At 33.8% G+C, this 19,766-nt stretch carries 17 protein-coding genes and 1 riboswitch; of the genes, 6 read left to right on the forward strand and 11 right to left on the reverse strand.

The window, feature by feature from the left end; genetic code table 11:
* Nucleotides 1-168: 168 nt before the first annotated feature.
* Nucleotides 169-603, reverse strand: coding sequence for a GNAT family N-acetyltransferase (locus J6D32_RS02245; protein ID WP_006784747.1), 435 nt, complete (start codon nt 601-603; stop codon nt 169-171).
* Between the two features lie 218 nt (nt 604-821).
* Between J6D32_RS02245 and J6D32_RS02250 the strand changes: the two genes are divergently transcribed.
* Nucleotides 822-1,586, forward strand: coding sequence for an endonuclease/exonuclease/phosphatase family protein (locus J6D32_RS02250; RefSeq protein WP_009606401.1), 765 nt, complete (start codon nt 822-824; stop codon nt 1,584-1,586).
* Between the two features lie 129 nt (nt 1,587-1,715).
* On the opposite strand, the gene J6D32_RS02255 is transcribed toward J6D32_RS02250, so the two are convergent.
* Nucleotides 1,716-3,299, reverse strand: coding sequence for an ABC-F family ATP-binding cassette domain-containing protein (locus J6D32_RS02255; RefSeq protein WP_006784749.1), 1,584 nt, complete (start codon nt 3,297-3,299; stop codon nt 1,716-1,718).
* 385 nt (nt 3,300-3,684) lie between these two features.
* Between J6D32_RS02255 and J6D32_RS02260 the strand changes: the two genes are divergently transcribed.
* Together J6D32_RS02260 and J6D32_RS02265 are read left to right on the forward strand one after the other, a co-directional pair.
* Nucleotides 3,685-5,301: a DEAD/DEAH box helicase gene (locus J6D32_RS02260; protein WP_006784750.1), complete on the forward strand. Its 1,617-nt coding sequence runs from the start codon at nt 3,685-3,687 to the stop codon at nt 5,299-5,301.
* A 183-nt stretch (nt 5,302-5,484) separates the two neighbouring features.
* A complete protein-coding gene (locus J6D32_RS02265) occupies nt 5,485-7,140 on the forward strand; it encodes a SulP family inorganic anion transporter (RefSeq protein WP_006784751.1) in 1,656 nt (551 codons plus the stop codon).
* A 171-nt stretch (nt 7,141-7,311) separates the two neighbouring features.
* Here J6D32_RS02265 and J6D32_RS02270 read toward each other — a convergent pair whose 3' ends face one another.
* The 4 genes from J6D32_RS02270 to J6D32_RS02285 form a co-directional block, all read right to left on the reverse strand.
* On the reverse strand, nt 7,312-7,902 hold the full coding sequence (locus J6D32_RS02270; RefSeq protein ID WP_006784752.1) for a manganese catalase family protein: 591 nt from the start codon (nt 7,900-7,902) through the stop codon (nt 7,312-7,314).
* A gap of 14 nt (nt 7,903-7,916) precedes the next feature.
* Nucleotides 7,917-8,165: a spore coat protein CotJB gene (locus J6D32_RS02275; RefSeq protein WP_006784753.1), complete on the reverse strand. Its 249-nt coding sequence runs from the start codon at nt 8,163-8,165 to the stop codon at nt 7,917-7,919.
* Nucleotides 8,158-9,177 (reverse strand): spore coat associated protein CotJA, encoded by a 1,020-nt coding sequence (locus J6D32_RS02280; RefSeq protein ID WP_155062148.1) that lies wholly within the window; start codon nt 9,175-9,177, stop codon nt 8,158-8,160. Before J6D32_RS02280 ends, J6D32_RS02275 begins: the two co-directional genes overlap by 8 nt.
* 185 nt (nt 9,178-9,362) lie before the next feature.
* On the reverse strand, nt 9,363-10,721 hold the full coding sequence (locus J6D32_RS02285) for an MATE family efflux transporter (RefSeq protein WP_155229930.1): 1,359 nt from the start codon (nt 10,719-10,721) through the stop codon (nt 9,363-9,365).
* Between the two features lie 345 nt (nt 10,722-11,066).
* Between J6D32_RS02285 and J6D32_RS02290 the strand changes: the two genes are divergently transcribed.
* Both J6D32_RS02290 and J6D32_RS02295 read left to right on the forward strand, forming a co-directional pair.
* Nucleotides 11,067-12,341, forward strand: a complete 1,275-nt coding sequence (locus J6D32_RS02290) for an ArsB/NhaD family transporter (protein ID WP_006784756.1) — start codon at nt 11,067-11,069, stop codon at nt 12,339-12,341.
* Between the two features lie 36 nt (nt 12,342-12,377).
* The gene (locus J6D32_RS02295; protein ID WP_006784757.1) at nt 12,378-12,929 is read left to right on the forward strand and encodes a hypothetical protein; all 552 of its coding nucleotides are present in this window, start codon (nt 12,378-12,380) and stop codon (nt 12,927-12,929) included.
* 28 nt (nt 12,930-12,957) lie between these two features.
* On the opposite strand, the gene J6D32_RS02300 is transcribed toward J6D32_RS02295, so the two are convergent.
* The 5 genes from J6D32_RS02300 to J6D32_RS02320 form a co-directional block, all read right to left on the reverse strand.
* Complete coding sequence (locus tag J6D32_RS02300; protein WP_006784758.1) at nt 12,958-14,250, reverse strand: alanine/glycine:cation symporter family protein; 1,293 nt, start codon at nt 14,248-14,250, stop codon at nt 12,958-12,960.
* 111 nt (nt 14,251-14,361) lie between these two features.
* Entirely contained in the window at nt 14,362-15,822 is a 1,461-nt protein-coding gene (locus tag J6D32_RS02305; RefSeq protein WP_006784759.1) for a leucyl aminopeptidase, read from the reverse strand.
* A gap of 173 nt (nt 15,823-15,995) precedes the next feature.
* Entirely contained in the window at nt 15,996-16,859 is an 864-nt protein-coding gene (locus tag J6D32_RS02310; RefSeq protein WP_006784760.1) for a MetQ/NlpA family ABC transporter substrate-binding protein, read from the reverse strand.
* 117 nt (nt 16,860-16,976) lie between these two features.
* Nucleotides 16,977-17,645, reverse strand: coding sequence for a methionine ABC transporter permease (locus J6D32_RS02315; protein WP_006784761.1), 669 nt, complete (start codon nt 17,643-17,645; stop codon nt 16,977-16,979).
* A complete protein-coding gene (locus J6D32_RS02320) occupies nt 17,642-18,658 on the reverse strand; it encodes a methionine ABC transporter ATP-binding protein (protein WP_006784762.1) in 1,017 nt (338 codons plus the stop codon). The genes J6D32_RS02315 and J6D32_RS02320 overlap by 4 nt, the downstream gene beginning before the upstream one ends.
* 106 nt (nt 18,659-18,764) lie before the next feature.
* Nucleotides 18,765-18,866, reverse strand: a riboswitch (SAM riboswitch).
* 255 nt (nt 18,867-19,121) lie between these two features.
* Here J6D32_RS02320 and J6D32_RS02325 point away from each other — a divergent pair.
* A complete protein-coding gene (locus J6D32_RS02325; RefSeq protein WP_006784763.1) occupies nt 19,122-19,748 on the forward strand; it encodes a manganese efflux pump MntP in 627 nt (208 codons plus the stop codon).
* The last annotated feature ends 18 nt before the right edge of the window (nt 19,749-19,766 follow it).

Genomic DNA, 19,766 nt, shown 5'->3' on the forward strand with positions numbered 1-19,766 from the left:
AATCGTTTACAGAACTAGTATAAGAGAGAATGAATTTTTACTATATAGTTTTTCTTTTGATGAATATAGGATATTTTGTGATTATCCACAATTAAAAAAATCCAAAGATAGAAGATCATTTATCTCCTCTCTTTGGATAGTGGTAAGGATTTATGGAGGCAATCGTCATTAGTAAGTTAAAACCATCACATGCTCATGACCAAAGATTTGGCCATTAAATTCAAAACCAAAATTTTTATAAAGGTTAATTGCAACTTCACCGTCACGGTGAGCTCCAACGAAAATATTATGATGAGTCTTATCTTCTTTAATTCGTTCTATGACCTGCTCTAATGCTTGTGTTCCATATCCCATATTTTGATATTTTTCATCAATCATGAAACGGTAAATCCAATACTCATTATCATCCACATCAAGACAATACATCACAAATCCGACCATGATATCATGATGATAAATGGCAAGTGGGATGCATTCTGGTTGCACTTTAGACTGAGCGATGGAAATCGCATTTGAAGTAACGAAATCTTCTTGATCTTTAGAAACTGTTAATTCAATGCAATCCCAAAAATTATCTTTTGTTATCTCCTTCAATGTAATCATAAATATTCCCCCATAAAACGTAATCAGTTGTTAATTCATTATATGGCAGTATTAAAAATTTTATACAGTGAAGCGAATTAAGGCAAAATCTCTAAAAATATGATGGTTAAATGAACTATAAAAATCAATAAAATCCTATAAATAGTTCATTGATAGAAACAGGGGAGGAGAGTATGATAAGGGGGAAACTTGAACTTATAAAAATGTGGGGGATAATCATGGATAATGAATTGAAAATTGTAACATTTAATTTAAGAATTACAGTAGATGATGGACTTAATGTATGGGAAAATCGTGTTTCTCATGTGGTCCATAAAATTAAAAGTGAAGCTCCGGATCTGATTGGATTTCAAGAGTTAACTGAAATTAGTTTGAGGGATTTAAAACGACAGTTAACGGATTATGTTTTTGTTGGATGCGGTCGAGATGAGCAGATGAGTGGGGAAATGGTGATGATTGCTTACAATAAAAATAAACTTGATTTAATGAGTTTAGATATTTTTTGGTTTTCTGATACTCCCTATAAGCCAGGGAGTAAAAAAGAGATGATGACATTGGCAAGACCTTGCAATGTAGCCGTGTTTAAAAATCAACTCACAAATCAGATTTTCCGTGTATATAACACGCATTATGATCACATGCAATCAAGCATAAGAGTACAAAGTAGTGAGCAACTATTAAATGATTTACACTTACGTGAACAAAATATCTCGCTGCCAACCCTAATCATGGGAGATATGAACTCTGAACCACAAGACGAAGAAATTAAAGCTATCGTCAATAATGAGATAATCGAATTGAATGATTTGACTGATAAATTAGATTATACCTTCCATGACTATGGAAAAATAAAGATTAAAATTGACTATATCTTTGCGACTAAAAGTGTAAATGCCTCTAAAGCTGTTGCTTGGGCAGACTGTTTTGATGGTGTTTATTTGTCAGACCATTATCCAGTGATGGTGAGGGTAACATTTAAATAAAGATAATTTTAAGGGGGGGCTATAATGAAATAGCCCCTTTTAACGTCTAGAAATTAATGTTGAGAAGAAAAAAATCCCATGTACATTTTGTACATGGGATTTGGAAGATTAAGTGTAACACTTAGTTTTTTATGCTAATGCTAAATATTCATCGTATGTTGTTTGTTTGTCAACGATTGTTCCGTCTTCTTTGATGTCGATGATGCGGTTAGCGATTGTTTGAATAAATTGGTGGTCATGTGATGCGAATAAGACGTTGCTTGAGAAGTCTTTTAATCCATTATTAACCGCTGTGATTGATTCAAGGTCTAAGTGGTTTGTAGGTTGATCAAGCATTAATAAGTTAGCATTTGTTAACATCATGCGTGATAACATACAGCGTACTTTTTCTCCCCCTGATAATACTGAAGCTTTTTTAAGGGCTTCTTCACCAGAGAATAACATACGTCCTAAGAATCCGCGAACATAGCTTTCTGTTTGGTCATCAGAATATTGACGTAGCCAGTCAACTAATGATAAGTCAGATCCATTAAAGAATTCTGAGTTGTCTTTAGGGAAATAAGCTGTTTTGATTGTCACACCAAATTTGAATTTTCCACTGTCTGGTTCCATTTCACCGTTTAAGATTTTGAATAATGTTGTAACGGCAATTTCATCACCGATAAATGCAATTTTGTCATCTTTATTAACCATGAAGCTTACGTTATCTAAAACTTTAACTCCATCGATTGTTTTTGTTAATCCTTCAACGAATAAAATGTCATTCCCAACTTCACGTTCTGGTTTGAATCCAACGTATGGATAACGACGACTTGATGGTTCAAGGTCATCTAATGTAATCTTATCTAATAATTTTTTACGAGATGTCGCTTGTTTAGATTTAGAAGCATTAGCAGAGAAACGTGCAATGAATTCTTGTAATTCTTTGATTTGTTCTTCTTTTTTCTTATTTTGTTCTTTAGCCATACGATTTAATAATTGGCTTGATTCATACCAGAAATCATAGTTACCAACGAATAATTTGATTTTCCCAAAGTCAACGTCACAAATATGAGTACACACTTTATTTAAGAAGTGACGGTCATGGGATACAACGATAACTGTTCCCTCGAAGTTGATTAAGAATTCTTCTAACCAGTTAATTGATTGAATATCTAAGTGGTTGGTAGGCTCATCGAGTACTAAGATTCCAGGGTTTCCGAATAATGCTTGAGCTAATAATACTTTGACTTTTTCAGCCCCTGTTAATTCTTTCATTAATTTATCATGTAATTCTGTTGGAACACCTAAACCTTGTAATAAAGAGGCAGCATCTGATTCTGCTTCCCACCCGTTTAAGTCAGCAAATTCACCTTCAAGTTCAGCTGCTAAAATTCCATCTTCTTCAGAGAAATCTTCTTTCATATATAACGCATTTTTTTGTTGAGTAATTTCAAATAGGCGTTCATTACCACGAATTACTGTTTCTAAAACTGGTAATTCATCGTATTGATAATGATCCTGTTTTAAAACTGACATACGAATATCTTTTGGGTAACTTACATGACCTGTATTAGGTTCGATTTCACCCGCTAAAATTTTTAAAAACGTAGATTTTCCAGCTCCGTTTGCACCGATTACTCCGTAGCAATTTCCTGGAGTGAATTTTAAGTTAACTTCTTCAAATAATTTTTTATCACCATATCGTAAACCAACGTTTGATACTGTAAGCATGCTAAAACACCTCCGTGTAATTTATCTTGAAACATTATATCACATTTTTGATAGATGTCACATGTGATTAATAAGATACAATCCTTGATAGGAGCATTGTTTTGGAATTATTAAATGGTTAAGATTTTTGTTTTTATTTATGTTCTGATGAAAATAAATCAGGTAATTGGTCCATACTAAATAAGATTGTAGTTACGTTAAAAAAATAAAGAGAGAATAAGCACAGAATATTAGCTAGGAAACGATATCATTCGACGTGTTAGGTTGCAAAGGGGTTTAAAATAGTGTATAATTTATTGACACTTCGTAAACATGACACTATCGTAAGTGATGTTCGTCTGCTCATTTACGTTTTTTTTGTGTTTAAATAGAAAGGAAGCAAAGAATGACAGAAATTACATTTAAAGATCTTGCTTTATCACCATCAACATTAAAAGCAATTGAGGAGATCGGGTACGTTAAACCATCACCAATCCAAGCAGAAGCAATCCCAGTAGTATTAGCTGGAAAAGATATTATCGGACAAGCACAAACAGGAACAGGGAAAACGGCAGCATTTATGTTACCAATCCTTGAAAAAATTGATCCTAAAAATAAAAATGTTCAGGCATTAGTATTATGTCCAACTCGTGAGTTAGCGGTACAGGTTCATGAAGAATCTAAAAAATTCTCACGTAACAACCGTGATGTTCACATTTTATCAATTTATGGAGGACAATCATATGATCCTCAAATCCGCGCACTTAAAAAAGGTGTTCAAATCGTTGTCGGAACTCCAGGACGAGTTATGGACCACATGCGCCGCGGCACTTTAAAACTAGAAAACTTAAAAATGTTAGTTTTAGATGAAGCTGATGAAATGTTAAACATGGGATTCAAAGATGATATCGAAGAAATCTTAGAAAAAACACCTGAATCTCGTCAAACAGTTATGTTCTCAGCGACAATGGCTCGTGAAATCATGAACATTGCTAAAACCTATCAAAAAAATCCTGAAGTGGTTAAAGTCGTTTCAGAAGAATTATCAAACAAAAAAATCGATCAATACTACGTTGAAGTTAAACGCCAAGACCGTGTTCAAGCGATGATTCGTTGTATCGATATGATGGGATTAACTTCTTCTATCGTCTTCACTAATACTAAACGTGAAGTTGATGAATTAGTTTCTAAATTACAAGAAGAAGGTTACGTAACTGAAGGGTTACACGGAGACTTAAAACAAGCTCAACGTGACCGCGTTATGAACAGCTTCCGTCGTAAAAATGTTAATATCTTAGTTGCAACTGATATCGCTGCTCGTGGTATCGACGTAAGTAACGTTGAAGCAGTATTCAACTACGATATCCCATTAAATGAAGAAAACTATGTTCACCGTATCGGACGTACTGGTCGTGCGGGGATGACTGGATTATCAATTACGTTTGTATTCGGAAAAGATATGTTCCGTATCCGTCGTATTGAAGATTACACAAAAACAAAAATGTCTAAAATGCCAATTCCATCAGTAGAAGAAATTCAAGCGAAAAAATCTACTAATGTTATTGACGAAATCGTTGCTAATTTAGAAGGAAAAGATTTCTCTAAAGAAAACGAATTAATCGCTGCAATCTTAGAAAAAGGATTCACAATTGAACAAGTTGCGGCTGGTTTATTACAAATGAAAATTGGTCAAAGCACTAAGAAATATGCTCATATCGAAGAAGTTACAGCAGGTAATCCAAAAGCTAAAGGAATGCGTAAAAACGAAGTTCGTTTATTCGTAAACGTTGGTTCTAAGCAAAAAGTTAAGGCTAAAGACTTCGTTGGAATGTTAACTAAAAAGTCTGATATTCCTGCACGTGCAATCGGAGATATCGACGTTTATAAAAAATTCACATTCATTAATGTTGATAAAGCACACGCTAATAACATTATCCGTAAATTAAACTCAAAATTAATTAATGGTAAACCAATTCGTGCTGAAAAAACAGCTCCTGGTGCGGCAATGCCTAAAGATCGCTAATTAGTAGCGTTGATGTTATATAAAAAAAGCCTTCATAATCTTTATGGAGGCTTTTTCCTGTTTTTAAATTCTATGAAATAGTATTAACAAAATAACTAATTTTTTCCTATCGCTACAAGAGCTGTGGTGTTAAAATAAATATATTGTGCCAGATGTGAGAATTGGAAGGGAGATATTTTTACCGTGTCAACAAGACTAAAACCTAAATTATTATCTGTTATGAAAACTTATAATAAGGAGCAGTTTATTAAAGACGTAATAGCTGGATTAATTGTTGCTATTATTGCTTTACCACTCTCAATTGCATTAGCAATTTCTTCGGGGGTTTCACCTGAACAAGGGTTATATACTGCTATTATTGCTGGTTTTTTTATTTCTTTACTTGGAGGTAGTCGTGTCCAAATCGGGGGACCGAGTGCTACGTTCATGGTGGTGGTTTATGGAGTCGTAGCTACTCATGGAACTGAGGGGTTATTGATTACTACGATTTTAGCTGGAATTATATTGATTTTATTTGGACTCTGTAAATTAGGTAGTATGATTAAGTATATCCCGTATCCAATTACGGTAGGATTTACAAGTGGAATTGCAGTTACCATTTTTAGTTCACAGATTAAAGATTTCTTTGGAATGAATATCGGGACTGTGCCAACAGAATTTATTGAGAAATGGATTTATTATTTTGAGTCATTTGATAAAGCAAGGTTGTTACCATTTATTATAGGTTCGTTAGCTTTAGCTATTTTAATTATTTGGCCTAAAATTAATAAAAAGATTCCAGGGTCTTTAATTGCGATCGTTGTAACAACATTTCTGGTATCTGTCTTAAAGTTAGATGTGCAAACTATCGGAAGTCAGTATGCAAATTTATCTTCTTCATTTCCAATGCCATCAATTCCTCACTTTACATGGGCTAAGATTCAAGTTTTATTAGCACCGGCATTTACGATTGCATTTTTATGTTCGATGGAATCATTATTATCAGCTGTTGTATCGGATGGTATGATTGGGAGTAAACATCGATCAAATATGGAATTAGTAGCAGAAGGGATTGCTAATATTGCATCAGGATTATTTGGTGGAATGCCTGCAACGGGGGCAATCGCACGAACAGTTGCAAACATTAAAAATGGAGGACGTACTCCAATTGCTGGAATTATTCATGCGTTAACATTATTATTTATTTTATTAGTGTTAATGCCGTTAGTAAAGTTAATTCCATTAGCTACGTTAGCTGCAATTTTAATTATGGTTTCTTATAATATGAGTGAGTGGCGTATGTTTAAAAAATTATTGCATGCACCAAAAAGTGATGTCGCAGTTTTATTAACGACCTTCTTTTTAACAGTATTATTTGATTTAACACTTGCTATTAGTGTTGGGATGGTTTTATCATCATTCTTATTCTTAAAACGTATGACAGATGTAACGGATGTTTATGGATTAGATTTAATGGATGATCATGAAGACAGTGAATTGTTAGATGATGAATTAAAAGAGGTATTATCAGATGAAATTTTAGTTTATGAAATTAATGGCCCATTTTTCTTTGGAGCTGCTGATAAATTTTTAGATTCAATTCAGTCGTTACAGGGGCCATCTAAAGTATTAATTATAAGATTGCGAAATGTACCTGTTATTGATGCTACAGCTGTTCATGCATTAGATTTATTATATGATAATTGTGAACGTTCAAATACGGTTTTAGTCTTGTCTGAAGTCGCAGATCGACCATATCAAGTTATCAAACGTGTTGGTTTAGTCAAACACATCGGTCGCGCAAATGTTTGCCGCGGATTTGAAGATGCGATTACAAGAGCAAAACAACTGATTGCTTAGTAAAAAAAGGTCCCTCTCTTTGGGGGCCTTTTTATGTTAAGAAAAACTTAAGGAATATTGTCGTAATTTCTTAAGTTTTTAATGGTATTTTATAAAAGAAATATGTCTCAGTTCATCACAAAATAAAAAAGCTTCCTAGATGGAAGCTTTTTTTTATTACCTAGGAAAAGGTTAATCTTGATCATTCATAAAGAAATAACGGTCATGTTCAAAATGATTTTGAACATTCATTAATGTTTCTCCAAAACGTTGGAAATGAACAACTTCTCGTTCTCTTAAATAACTTAGTACCTGACGAACATCTTCGTCTGTAGCTAAATCAAGTAAATGTTCATAACTTGCTCTTGCTTTTTGTTCAGCCGCCATATCAGCTGTTAAATCTGCTACTGGATCAGCTTTAAGTGCGACATAACCTGCATTCCATGGAACGCCATTTGGATCAGCTAGGAAAATCCCTGTTCCTCGTCCTGCATAGCTAGTATCAAGACCAGCAGCTTTAATTTCCTCAATACTTGCACCATCTGTTAACTGATAAATTAAAGAGGCCACAATTTCAAGATGAGCTAATTCTTCGGTACCAATATCGGTTAAAGTTGCAATTGATTGTCCTGTTGGCATTGTATAACGTTGATGAAGATATTCCATTGAAGCAGTTAATTCTCCATCAGCACCTCCTAGGGCATCATAAATATCTTTAGCCATTTTTAAATCACGTTTTTTTATATCCACTGGAATTTGTAATCTTTTTTCATATACCCACATTTAATATGTCCCCCTTATTTATTTTTCCATGGCCATGGTTCATCTATCCAATTATACTTTCCTGTTAAATCACTGTGACCGAAATTAAGGAGTGGACCATATTCTTTTTCGTATTGATCTTTTAATGATTGATATTGAGCAGTAGCATTTTTGTAATCAGCTAGTGCTTTTTGATTGCCTGGATGTGTATCGAGAAAAAGTCTTAAATCTACTGCAACTAAACTGATTGCTTGGATGTTACGTAGTAGTTCGTTTTTATTCATAGCGGTTACCTCCTCTTACAGGAACTTTTCTAGGAGTGTAAGGCATGTATAAATCTGCAAAGGCAGTTCCTTGTTGAAGTGTATTAGTAGAATCATTTAAATTTTGATAAGATTGCATTTTAACACAACTAGTTGCGAGTGGAATATTATCGCAAGAGATGAGTGGTGATCCATCAGCACGACCATCTCGATAAGATTGTGTTTTAGTATACACAGGTTGATCGGTATCATCACCATAGTATTCTTTTTCTAGCAAGTATAAGTTATAGTCTTGCATAGTTGAACCTTTTGGTTGTTGTTGAACGCTATAAACCATATTACCGGTTAGTGGATATTTCTCAGTTGTCGTTTTGGTTGTTGTTATTTGATTACTTACAGGTTCTTGGTTTGTACATGGTTGCGCATAAGTTTCAACATAAGTTGTTTTTTTATGATGGGTAGTCGTAGATTGATTCTGTGCAACTGGAACTGATTGAGTCGTTTGTGTTGTTACAAGTTGATTAGTTGGCATTCCAACTTGGCTACTATAAATAGAAGCAGTACCGTATGCTGGATAACTAGCAAGAGGCATTGATTGTGTAGAAATCATTGCATTTTGATAGTTAGGTTGAGTCATATTTTGGTCGTAACTAAGGGTATTATCAACCATATTTGGTTGAGTCACAGCTTGTTGAACCGTAGCTTGGGGAGTCATCATAGGCTGTTGCATCATAGCAGGCTGAGACACAACTTGAGAAGTCATCATAGGTTGTTGCATCATAGCGGGTTGAGTCATAGCTTGAGAAGCCATCATAGGTTGTTGCATCATAGCAGGTTGGGTCATAGCTTGAGAAGTCATCATAGGTTGTTGCATCATAACAGGTTGGGCCATAGCTTGAGAAGCCATCATAGGCTGTACCATAGTAGGTTGTACCATAGGCTGAGAAGCCATCATAGGTTGATAAAATGGCATTGCAGCTACGTTAGAACCTCCACAGGCACGTGACTGATTAGAATTCGAATTATAAATCAACGGTTTGCACCTCCATATTAAACAGTAATTAAAACTAATAAAATCCTCCAAATTTATTAGAAATTCATTACTTATTGGCAACATCTTTGCCTAATTCTAGCATATGATAAAAGTTTAATATGGTGAGTGAGAGACGAATGAGTTTGAATAAAATTGTAATTTTAAATAATATTGCTAAATCGTTTTTATGTTTTTGGCACTGTTTTATCTAATTTGTTCCATTTTATTTTTAAGATAATAGCGATAATTATAAAGGCTATAAAATCGGAGATAGGGAAGGCATACCAGACTCCATTAATTCCTAATGGTGTAAATCTAGGAAGAATAAGAATTAATGGAATCAGAATAATGAATTGTCTGAGAATAGATAGGAATAAAGAGGGGATGGCCTGACCAAGAGATTGAAATAAAGTAGAGGTGACCATTTGAAGTCCGATGGTCCAAAAGAAAAATAATTGTAGTTTTAAAACAAATGATGCTTCTTGCATAATTGTAGTATCTTTTAGGAATAAACTAATCGTTGCAAAAGGAAATAGAATTCCAATGACAGAGGCTATAACTCCAATAACAGTTGTATAAATTAAGGATAATTTAACAACTTGTTTAATTCGGTCTGGTTGTTTTGCGCCATAGTTATAGCTAGCAATCGGTTGCATTCCTTGATTGATTCCCATGATAGGAAGAAAGAAAAAGGAGATAATGCGGTTAACAGTACCGAATGCTGTTAAAGAGGCTGTGCCACCATAGGTTCTAAGAGTTGCATTGGTAATGAGCGCAAATAATGAGCTTGCACCATTTCTTGCGAAAGCTGAAAATCCGACACTAATGATGGACTTGATAATTTCTAAATTGGGAATTAGGTATTTCTTTTCAAATTTGACGATACTTCGATGACTCAAAATATAAAATAGTGAAAAAGCTGTTGCAAGCATCTGTGCGATAATCGTTGCTAAAGCAGCACCGTTTATTCCAAGCTTAAAGATAAAAATAAAAAGAGGATCGAGTGCAATATTAACAAGAGCACCAATTAAGACTGTTACCATTGATATTTTAATATTTCCTTCTGCACGGAAAACGGCGCTTGAAATTAAGGCTAGAGCATTGAATGGAATAGCCCAAATAGACATGCGTAAGTAATCTTTAGCAAATGGAGCTAAATCTTGATTGACGCCGAAAAAATATAAAATTTTATCTGTAAAAAGAAAGGTTAAAATCATTAAGATAATGGAAATTATTAAGGTTAACACGTAGGAATTTGTTGTAATTTGATTTGCTCGGGATTCATTTTTTTCACCGAGACTTCGCGAAATAGCAGAAGCTGCTCCAATTGAAATCATCTGAGCAAAGGCTACATAAAGGGTTTGAATTGGATAAACAATTCCAACCCCACCGACAGCCAAAATTCCAACGCCCTTGCTAATGAATATTGTATCAACAATGTTATAGATACCACTGGCAAACATTCCTAAAAAAGCAGGAAGTGAAAAAGAAAAAAGAAGCTTTCCAACTTTCTCACTTCCTAAAAAATCACTTCTAGATGTCATTCTTTTCACCACGTTATAATTTAATCTTTTTAAAATAGTATATGTAAATTTAAAGAAAAATCACTTTACATAAATTGTTAATTATTGATTGTTAGAAGAGAATGAAATAAAAACGTTTAAAAAATTTTTATTTGGATATATTAAAAAATAGTTTTTTATAGAAAAAAACGTTTTAAAACGGATATTTTTTTACATTTTTTGTTAATTAAAACCATCGTTTACCTAAATCTACCTAATTAATTCCTAAATATTACAATAATTTCTTGTATTAATTGGTAGTTTTTTATCCTATAATCATTTGAAGAAAAAAATATGTATATTTTGTGTATAAAGGAGTGGTACGGGATGGCGAGTCAATTATTTCTTCCGGCAATCGTTATTTTCTTGATTGCATATGGCCTTATTATTTCTGAAAAATTTAATAGAACAGTTATAGCTCTATTAGGAGCAGTTCTGATGTTAGTTTTTCATATCTTAACACAGGAAGAAGCATTAGGCTTTATTGATTTCAATACGGTCGGGCTCTTAATCGGTATGATGATTATTGTTAATATTTTAAAACGAACTGGAATTTTCCAATATGTTGCAATCAAAACAGCACAATTATCTAAAGGTAGTCCATGGAGAATTATGATTTATTTTGCGGTTATTACAGCTATTTCTTCTGCCTTGTTAGATAATGTAACAACTATTTTATTAATTGCACCGGTTACGTTTGTTATTACAGAAACGCTTGGACTTAATGCCATACCATTTTTATTAACCGAGGTATTTAGTGCCAATATCGGTGGATTAGCTACTTCAATTGGAGATCCAACAATCATTATGATTAGTGGAGCGACAGGGCTATCATTTACAGATGTCTTATTTAATTTAGGACCAGTTGTTCTTGTAATTTTTGCAACAGTCTTATTCATCTTAAAATTTGTATTTAGAAAACATTTTGTTATCAGTGATGAGAATAAAGCTAAAATTGCTGAATTCGATGTTTCTAAAACTATTACAAATCCTACGTTGCTAAAAAAAAGCGGGATTATTTTACTACTAACTATCGCAGGGTTTGCAACTCATCATGCACTTGGAATTGAGTCAGCAACTATTGCATTGTTTGGGGCTGGAGTCTTGTTATTAATTAGTAGAATTGATGTTGAAGAAGTTTTATTAGAAGTTGAATGGCCAACGATCTTCTTCTTCATGGGATTATTCGTCATGGTAGGAGCACTAGAAAAAGTAGGGGTACTTGAAGTTTTAGCCAGCGGATTGATTGAGTTAACAGGTGGAAATCTAATGATTACTGCATTACTTATTTTATGGGTTGCAGCTATTGCCTCTGCATTCTTAGATAATATTCCATTCGTTGCAACAATGATTCCTTTAATTATTAATATCGGAACAATGACTGGAATGAATATTGCACCGTTATGGTGGGCGTTAGCCTTAGGAGCTTGTCTAGGTGGTAATGGTAGTATCGTTGGAGCTTCATCAAATGTTATTGTTAGTGGAATGCTTCATAAGAAAGGATATAAATTATCGTTTGGGGATTTTTTAAAGATTGGATTCCCTATTATGATTATTTCTGTTATCATTTCTACTATTTATCTTCTAATCTTTTATGTATAATGTGATTAAATAATTTGATGATAAAGGAGATATATTATGGATAAATTTAATCCGGAATTTACAGGTGCAGGTATTTTTACGAACGCTAGTTATATGCGTATGCAAGCCAATCAACATGAAATGGTTTTACGTCAAATGGGTGGAGAAGTTTTACAACTCCCAAGTAGTTGCTGTTATGTAAGATTCCATATTGGTGATTTCCGCTTATCGTATGTTTACAACATTAACAAATCAAATCGTTACTTCTTAGAACGATTAAAACCATATCCCCTTCCTCTTAAAGAATACGAAAATGAAGAGGATGTTATTGAAACCATTAAAATTGATTTAGAGCAATTTAAAAATGCGGCAAAGAGTAAAAATATTGCCTCATTCATTAAAATCAATCAAGAGTTAAATAAAACCGCAAAGGCTTTTGAAGATTTGTTCTTGTATTACAATGTTGAAAAATTCCATGCAGAATCAATTTTAAATAAAATTCAAGAAATTGAAGATGAAATTAGAAAGACAGCAGAGGAATCGGATTTGATTTATGATAAATCAAATCCAAATTATTTAAGTCATGTCTTTCCTTCTAACGAAGAATAAAGAAAAAGCCATCATACGATGGCTTTTTTTATGGTAATTTTCGCAGGCGCTTTTTCACCTCTGATGCTAAATAGCAAAGAGCAATAATGTTAATGGTTGCAGTTAATCCAACACCGATATCAACTAGTGACCAAATAAGTCCTGCTGAAGCACAGGCAGAGATAATGATGACCACAATCACAATAATTCGTACGAGGAAGAGGACATGATTGGTTTTAAAGAGATATTTGACGTTAGATTCGCCATAAAAATATCCAGTTAAAATCGTACTAAAGGCGAAGAAGAAGATAGCAATTGCTAGAATAATTCCTCCAATTGGACCAAATAAACTTGTTAAAGCATATTGAGTCAGTTCAATCCCATTACTATAGTTATCAGCAACACTGATAGCATCTGTTACCATGATTAAAAAGGCTGTAATAGTACAAATGAATAAGGTTGTAACATAAACACCAAATGCTTGGATATAACCTTGTTCAATTGGAAACTCACTATCTGTTGTTGCAGCCGCGTGAGCACCCGATCCCATTCCCGCTTCATTTGAAAAAACCCCGCGTTTAATTCCTGTAATAATTGTAAACATTACGGTGCCCCCGATTAATGGAGAGGGTTGAAAGGCATCTTCGAGAATTGTAGTGAAGAATGTGGGAATATATGAAAGATGCGTCAGCATAACAAATATCCCAATTCCAATGTAAAATAGCGCCATAATAGGTACGATTTTTGAAGTCATTTTAGCTATGGATGCAGCCCCTCCAAATATAATGCATCCACTTAAAATGGCAAGAAAGATTCCTGTTATAAGCGGAGGGATAGATAATACATCATTAAATGAAGTCGCAATTGTATTAGCCTGAATTGCACTAAAACCAAAAGTATAAGTTAGAATAATAATAATAGCGTAAATGATAGCAAAAGATTTTTTATGTAAGCCATCTTCAATATAGTAGGCCGGTCCTCCAATATACATCTTTCCATCTTTTCGTTTATAAATTTGGGCAAGTGTACTTTCTGCAAACGAAGCGGCAGCTGTAATAAATGCGCTGACCCACATCCAAAAAACACTTCCCGGTCCTCCAATATAAATTCCGAGTGCAACCCCGGCCAAAGAACCTACCCCTACTCGTGCAGCGAGGGCCATAGTAAAGGATTGAAAAGATGAAACACCCTCACTAGTTGGTGTTTTTTTGGTTAAACATTTAATCATTTCCTTAAATCGAAATTGTGCCCCTCTATAATAAAAAGTAAAAATTAAGCTTACGATTAACAAAGTGGGAATTGCTAAGTAAGACCAAATAATGTGTTCTATTTCTTTTATCATATAAGTCCCCCATCTTTTTTTACATCCTTGTTAACTATCTTATTTATCAACTTAAGAAATTATGTATTAAAAAAACGTAGGAATTCATAAGTAATTCCTACGTTTTAATGATTAAGCTTGTAGTTCTAATAATTTAGCAATGGTACGAACCATAACCCCAGTTCCACCTTTTGGTCCTAAGTCATGAGCTGCCTTTGTATCAGCAGTTCCTGCGATGTCTAAGTGAATCCATGGTGTTTCTTCAACGAATTCTTTTAAGAAAGCAGCCGCCATAATTGCTCCTGGTTTTCCAATTGGTGCATTATTTAAGTCGGCAACATCACTGGAACGTAATGCTTTTTGATCACGTGGATGAAGTGGCATTTGCCAAACGTATTCGTTTGTTAATTCTGCTGCTTTTAAGAATTGATTATAGAAGGTTTGGTTATTTGTGAAGGCACCTGTTGTATCCGTTCCTAAAGCTGCGATAATAGCTCCCGTTAAAGTGGCTAAATCGATAATTTTACTAGCTCCTAAATGTTTAGCAAATGTAATTCCATCTGCTAAGATTAAACGACCTTCAGCATCTGTATTGGTTACCTCAACTGTTTTTCCATTCATCGTTTTAATAACATCACCTGGTTTAATTGCATTACCGCTAATCATGTTATCTGTTGAAGGGATAACTAATAGTAAGTTAACGGGTAGGTTTAAGCGGACAGCTACTTGGAATGCTCCAAATGCTGAAGCAGCTCCCCCCATATCAGATTTCATATTTTCCATTCCAGCGCGTGGTTTTAAACAATATCCCCCTGTATCAAATGTTAAACCTTTACCGACTAAAGCTGTAATGTTTTCAAAACGAGGTGTTCCTTGATATTTAGCAACAATCATTTTTGGAGGTTCAACAGAACCTTGATTTACACCAAGAATTCCTCCCATTCCTAATTGCTCCATTTCTTCTTTTTCAACAATACGAACTTCAAGGTTATGTTCGTTTGCGAACGTTGCAACAGCATTTGCTAAATTAGTTGCTGTTAATTTATTTCCTGGTTCATTTAATAATTGACGAGCACTATTTGTTGCTTCTCCGTAGATAATACCGCGCTTTAAATCTGCTTCAATTGAACATTCACTATGAATGTAGAACTTGACTGGAGTTTTTACTTTTTCTTCTGTTTTATATGTTTCCATCTTATAAGTTGCAAGTGTAATAGCTTCACCACAAATCGTTGCTAACTCATTGATTGAGGTTTGTTTGCTATCAAATGTTTCAAGTAGGATTGTTACATCATCTTTTGCTATTTTTGCAACTTGTCCGATTACTTGGCGGCACTTCTCAGTATTAAAGTCTGTTGATTTTCCTAAACCAACGATATAAACTTTTTTGCTTTCAATTTGTCCAAGTGGATAAATTGGTGTAATCTCTTTGAAAGTAGTAGGAATTAATTTTTCTTCTAAAGAAGCAGATAAACGTTTATTTAACGCCTTATCTAATTGCAAGAATAATGGATGTGTCGTATCGCTAAATACACCAACTACTAAATTTGTTTTTTCATTTTTAAAATTTACTGTTGATTTAAATTGAATCATGTTTCTCACCCTTTCATTTGTCATTATTATAACATAGTTAAAAGTTTCCAGTTTGAAAAAAGCTTATATTTTATACTTTTTCTCATTTTTAGGATAGAATTTTTTTTTACTTTCATTCTAAATCTATTATATTTATTAAAAAATGACTCTCGTTATGAGAGCCATTTGATTCACTATTCAGATACAGGGACAACTGCTCCTTCGTAAGTATCAATAATGAATTGTTGAACTTCTTCAGAGTGTAACACTTTAACTAATGTTTGAATTGCTTCATTATTTTCATTTCCGCTCTTAACTGCAACGATGTTCACATATGGTGACTGTGATCCTTCCATTACGATAGCATCATTCATTGGATTCAATCCACCATCAAGCGCGTAGTTTGTATTAATTAAAACAGCATCACCTTCTTCAGCATTATAAACTTGAACTAATAATCCTGGATCGATATCTGTTTGGAATTTTAAGTTTTTAGGATTTTCAATGATATTTTCTACAGTTGCTTTGCTAACTTCAACAGAATCATCTAATTTGATTAAGCCTTCTGTTTGTAATAATCCTAGCATACGTCCGTGATCAGCAACTGAATTACTCATGATGATTGTTGCTCCTTCTGGCAATTCATCTAATGATGTATATTTTTTAGAATAAACTCCAATAGGTTCGATATGAATTCCACCCGCATTTACAAGGTTTGTTCCATGCTCAACATTGAATTCTTCTAAATAAGGAATGTGTTGGAAGTAGTTTGCATCTAATTCTCCATTTTCCACCGTTGTATTAGGTAAAACATAGTCTTGGAATACTGTAATATCAAGCTCGATTCCTTCTTCTAATAATAATGGAGCAGCAAATTCTAATATTTCAGCATGAGGGACCGCAGATGCTCCAATAGATAACTTTGTCGTTTCTGCAGGTTTTACTTCCTCAGTTTCTGGCGCTTCTGGTGTAGAAGTTTCTGGTTTTGTGTCATTTTGGCAACCAACTAATGTTAGGGCTGCAGCAAAGCTTAATAAACCTAAAGATAATTTTTTCATATTTAATTCTCCTCCTTGGATTTTGTTTTTATCGTGTTCCCCCACGATTCCTATATAAATCTCAATTTCGTGAAAAATTAAGGATTTATCTAATAGTTACTTAACGTCAGATTTCTTTTAACGTTTATCGATTTTTTTAGTAATAAAATCTCCGAGCATTTGGATGGTAAAGACAATAATTAAAATGATGACTGTCGCTACAAATACAACATCCATGCGATTACGCTGGAATCCATCAAGATAGGCCAAATTACCAAGCCCTCCTGCTCCGATTACACCGGCCATTGCTGTGTAACCAACAAGAGAAATCGTTGTGACAGTAATACCAGATACTAATGCAGGTAAGCTTTCAGGAATTAAAACTTTCCAAATAATTGTCCATATTGAAGCTCCCATTGCGACTGAAGCTTCGATAACTCCTTTATCGATTTCGCGAAGAGCGATTTCTACTAATCGACCATAGAATGGTGCTGCTCCAATAATTAGAGCAGGAAGTGCAGCATTCGGACCTAACATACTTCCGACTAACCATTTTGTGAATGGAAGTAACAAAATAATTAAGATAACGAATGGAATTGATCGGAATATATTGACGAAAGCAGATAAAATACGATTAATCCATTTATTTTCAAGTAACTGATTAGGTCCTGTTAAGAATAAGATTAATCCGATGATAAGACCTAATAAGAAAACACAAATACAAGCAATTAGTGACATATATAGTGTTTCAGTTGTGGCATCAAACATTTTATCAAAGCGTACATTCGGTAGTAATGATGAAATCATCGTGCCATCACCTCAATTTCTACTCCTGCCTCTTTTAAATAATTAAGTGCAGAATTAATATCATTTCCTGTTAGTTGAACGTAAAGTGATCCATAACCACCATCTTGTGTTTGAACAACTTTCCCGTGAATAATATTAATATCAACATCATATTGTCGAATAACGTTTGTGATAAATGGTTTTTCAGCATTTCCTTGGAAGTATTTTAATAAAACAATTTTTCCATCAGGGAATTGTTTTGATAGGGTATCTAACGTATTAAGTGATTCGTCTTCATTGACAACTTGCTTTACAAATCGTTTAGTAACGGAGTGACTTGGGGTTCTAAAGACAGTTAAGACATCACCTTGTTCGATGATACGACCATTTTCCATAATGGCAACATGGTGACAGATTTTTTGAATGACATGCATTTCATGTGTAATTAGAACGATAGTTAAATTGTATTTTCTATTAATTGTGACTAATAAGTCTAGGATTTCGTCTGTTGTTTGTGGATCGAGGGCTGATGTAGCCTCATCACACAGTAAAACTTTTGGGTTATTTGCCAACGCTCTAGCGATTCCGACACGTTGCTTTTGACCTCCACTTAATTGGGAAGGGTAGTTATTTTCTTTCCCGCTTAATCCAACTAATTGAATTAATTCTAGTACACGAGGTTTGATTTCATTTTTCTTAACGCCAGCAATTTCAAGAGAAAAGGCGATATTTTCATAAACAGTTCGAGACCAAAGTAGGTTAAAGTGTTGAAATACCATTCCGATTTGTTGACGTGCTAAGCGAAGTTCTTTAGCAGATACCTTAGTTAGATCTTTTCCGTCAATTGTAACGGTCCCGTCGGTTGGTCGTTCGAGTAAGTTTAACATTCTGATTAATGTACTTTTTCCAGCACCACTGTAGCCGATAATTCCGAAGATTTCTCCCTTTTTAATCTCTAGATTAACAGAATCAACTGCTGTTACTTGGCCGGATGAAGTTTGGAATACTTTTTTAACTTGATCAAGGATAATCATATTCTCTCCCCTTTCCTTAGATAAGTCATTTAACATTGATACAAAAAAACCTTCCTACTTAGATAAGTAGAAAGGTGGACTACATTTGCATGTAATGTCACACTTTCTCTCATCTGTCAGATAAAAATCTGCAGGAATTGGCACCGTATCATTAATTGATGGTTGCCGGGCATCACAGGGCCTGTCCCTCCGCCGCTCTTGATAAGAGTTTGTGTATCTGTATAAAATTTTAGTTTGTTGTGACTTAATACTTATTATAAGGCGTTTAGTTTAAAAGTCAATCTATTTTTTCCATTTTTTAACTTATACAGAAATACATATATATAAGGTAAGAAATTAAAAAATATTTTTTTGTTTAGCGTTCCTAATTTTTTATACAATATTTAATAATTCTAGATTAATTTTAAAATAGGTATATTAAATGAGGTAAATAGATAAGATGTAGGAGCAAGGAAGATTAGAGATGGGGGAGATTTTATTGAATGATTACATTATTGTTATTATTACAATGTCAGTAGCGTTGGCAATGGATGCTTTTGCTGTTTCAATAACACTCGGAATGGATGGAGCTACAAGTTCAATAAGACAGCGCTTGAAGGTAGCGACAAGCTTTGGATTTTTTCAAGGATTATTATTTATTTTAGGAATTATCTCGCTGACAATCGTAAGTGGAAATATTACAACTTATAATCAATATATTGCAGGTGTTATTTTAATCATTTTGGGGTCAAGAATGATTAAAGAAACATTTGAAGAAGAACCAGATAATTGTCCGTATCCGATTTGCCAACAAAAAAAGTGTAGTCAGGTTAAGTGTTTACGAACTGGAAAAACAAATAAAATCACGTTTAGATTATTAGTGATGTTTGGTATTGCGACAAGTATCGATGCGTTAGCTGCTGGAATTACGTATGGACTAATTTATGAGCAGATTATGTTAGCTGTCATTTGCATTTCAGGTGTTGCCTTTCTTTTATCTTATATGGGAGCAACCTTTGGTAGAAAATTAGGTCATATAATTGGAAATAAAGCTAATATATTTGGTGGAATATTAATTGTTATATTAGGAATAAAATCTATATTGTCCTAATATAAAACTTCTTTAGGA

Origin of the sequence: Turicibacter sp., assembly GCF_017941855.1 — a bacterium.
Classification (GTDB): Bacteria; Bacillota_I; Bacilli_A; order MOL361; family Turicibacteraceae; genus Turicibacter; species Turicibacter sanguinis.

What these genes read in the sequence shown, in the direction of transcription:
- J6D32_RS02275 (WP_006784753.1), bottom strand. Translation starts at nt 8,165, where the DNA reads ATGAATAAAAACGAACTACTACGTAACATCCAAGCAATCAGTTTAGTT.
- J6D32_RS02300 (WP_006784758.1), bottom strand. Translation starts at nt 14,250, where the DNA reads ATGATAAAAGAAATAGAACACATTATTTGGTCTTACTTAGCAATTCCC.
- J6D32_RS02305 (WP_006784759.1), bottom strand. Translation starts at nt 15,822, where the DNA reads ATGATTCAATTTAAATCAACAGTAAATTTTAAAAATGAAAAAACAAAT.
- J6D32_RS02325 (WP_006784763.1), top strand. Translation starts at nt 19,122, where the DNA reads ATGGGGGAGATTTTATTGAATGATTACATTATTGTTATTATTACAATG.
- J6D32_RS02255 (WP_006784749.1), bottom strand. Translation starts at nt 3,299, where the DNA reads ATGCTTACAGTATCAAACGTTGGTTTACGATATGGTGATAAAAAATTA.
- J6D32_RS02315 (WP_006784761.1), bottom strand. Translation starts at nt 17,645, where the DNA reads ATGATTTCATCATTACTACCGAATGTACGCTTTGATAAAATGTTTGAT.
- J6D32_RS02310 (WP_006784760.1), bottom strand. Translation starts at nt 16,859, where the DNA reads ATGAAAAAATTATCTTTAGGTTTATTAAGCTTTGCTGCAGCCCTAACA.
- J6D32_RS02260 (WP_006784750.1), top strand. Translation starts at nt 3,685, where the DNA reads ATGACAGAAATTACATTTAAAGATCTTGCTTTATCACCATCAACATTA.
- J6D32_RS02270 (WP_006784752.1), bottom strand. Translation starts at nt 7,902, where the DNA reads ATGTGGGTATATGAAAAAAGATTACAAATTCCAGTGGATATAAAAAAA.
- J6D32_RS02290 (WP_006784756.1), top strand. Translation starts at nt 11,067, where the DNA reads ATGGCGAGTCAATTATTTCTTCCGGCAATCGTTATTTTCTTGATTGCA.
- J6D32_RS02295 (WP_006784757.1), top strand. Translation starts at nt 12,378, where the DNA reads ATGGATAAATTTAATCCGGAATTTACAGGTGCAGGTATTTTTACGAAC.
- J6D32_RS02250 (WP_009606401.1), top strand. Translation starts at nt 822, where the DNA reads ATGGATAATGAATTGAAAATTGTAACATTTAATTTAAGAATTACAGTA.
- J6D32_RS02285 (WP_155229930.1), bottom strand. Translation starts at nt 10,721, where the DNA reads ATGACATCTAGAAGTGATTTTTTAGGAAGTGAGAAAGTTGGAAAGCTT.
- J6D32_RS02320 (WP_006784762.1), bottom strand. Translation starts at nt 18,658, where the DNA reads ATGATTATCCTTGATCAAGTTAAAAAAGTATTCCAAACTTCATCCGGC.
- J6D32_RS02245 (WP_006784747.1), bottom strand. Translation starts at nt 603, where the DNA reads ATGATTACATTGAAGGAGATAACAAAAGATAATTTTTGGGATTGCATT.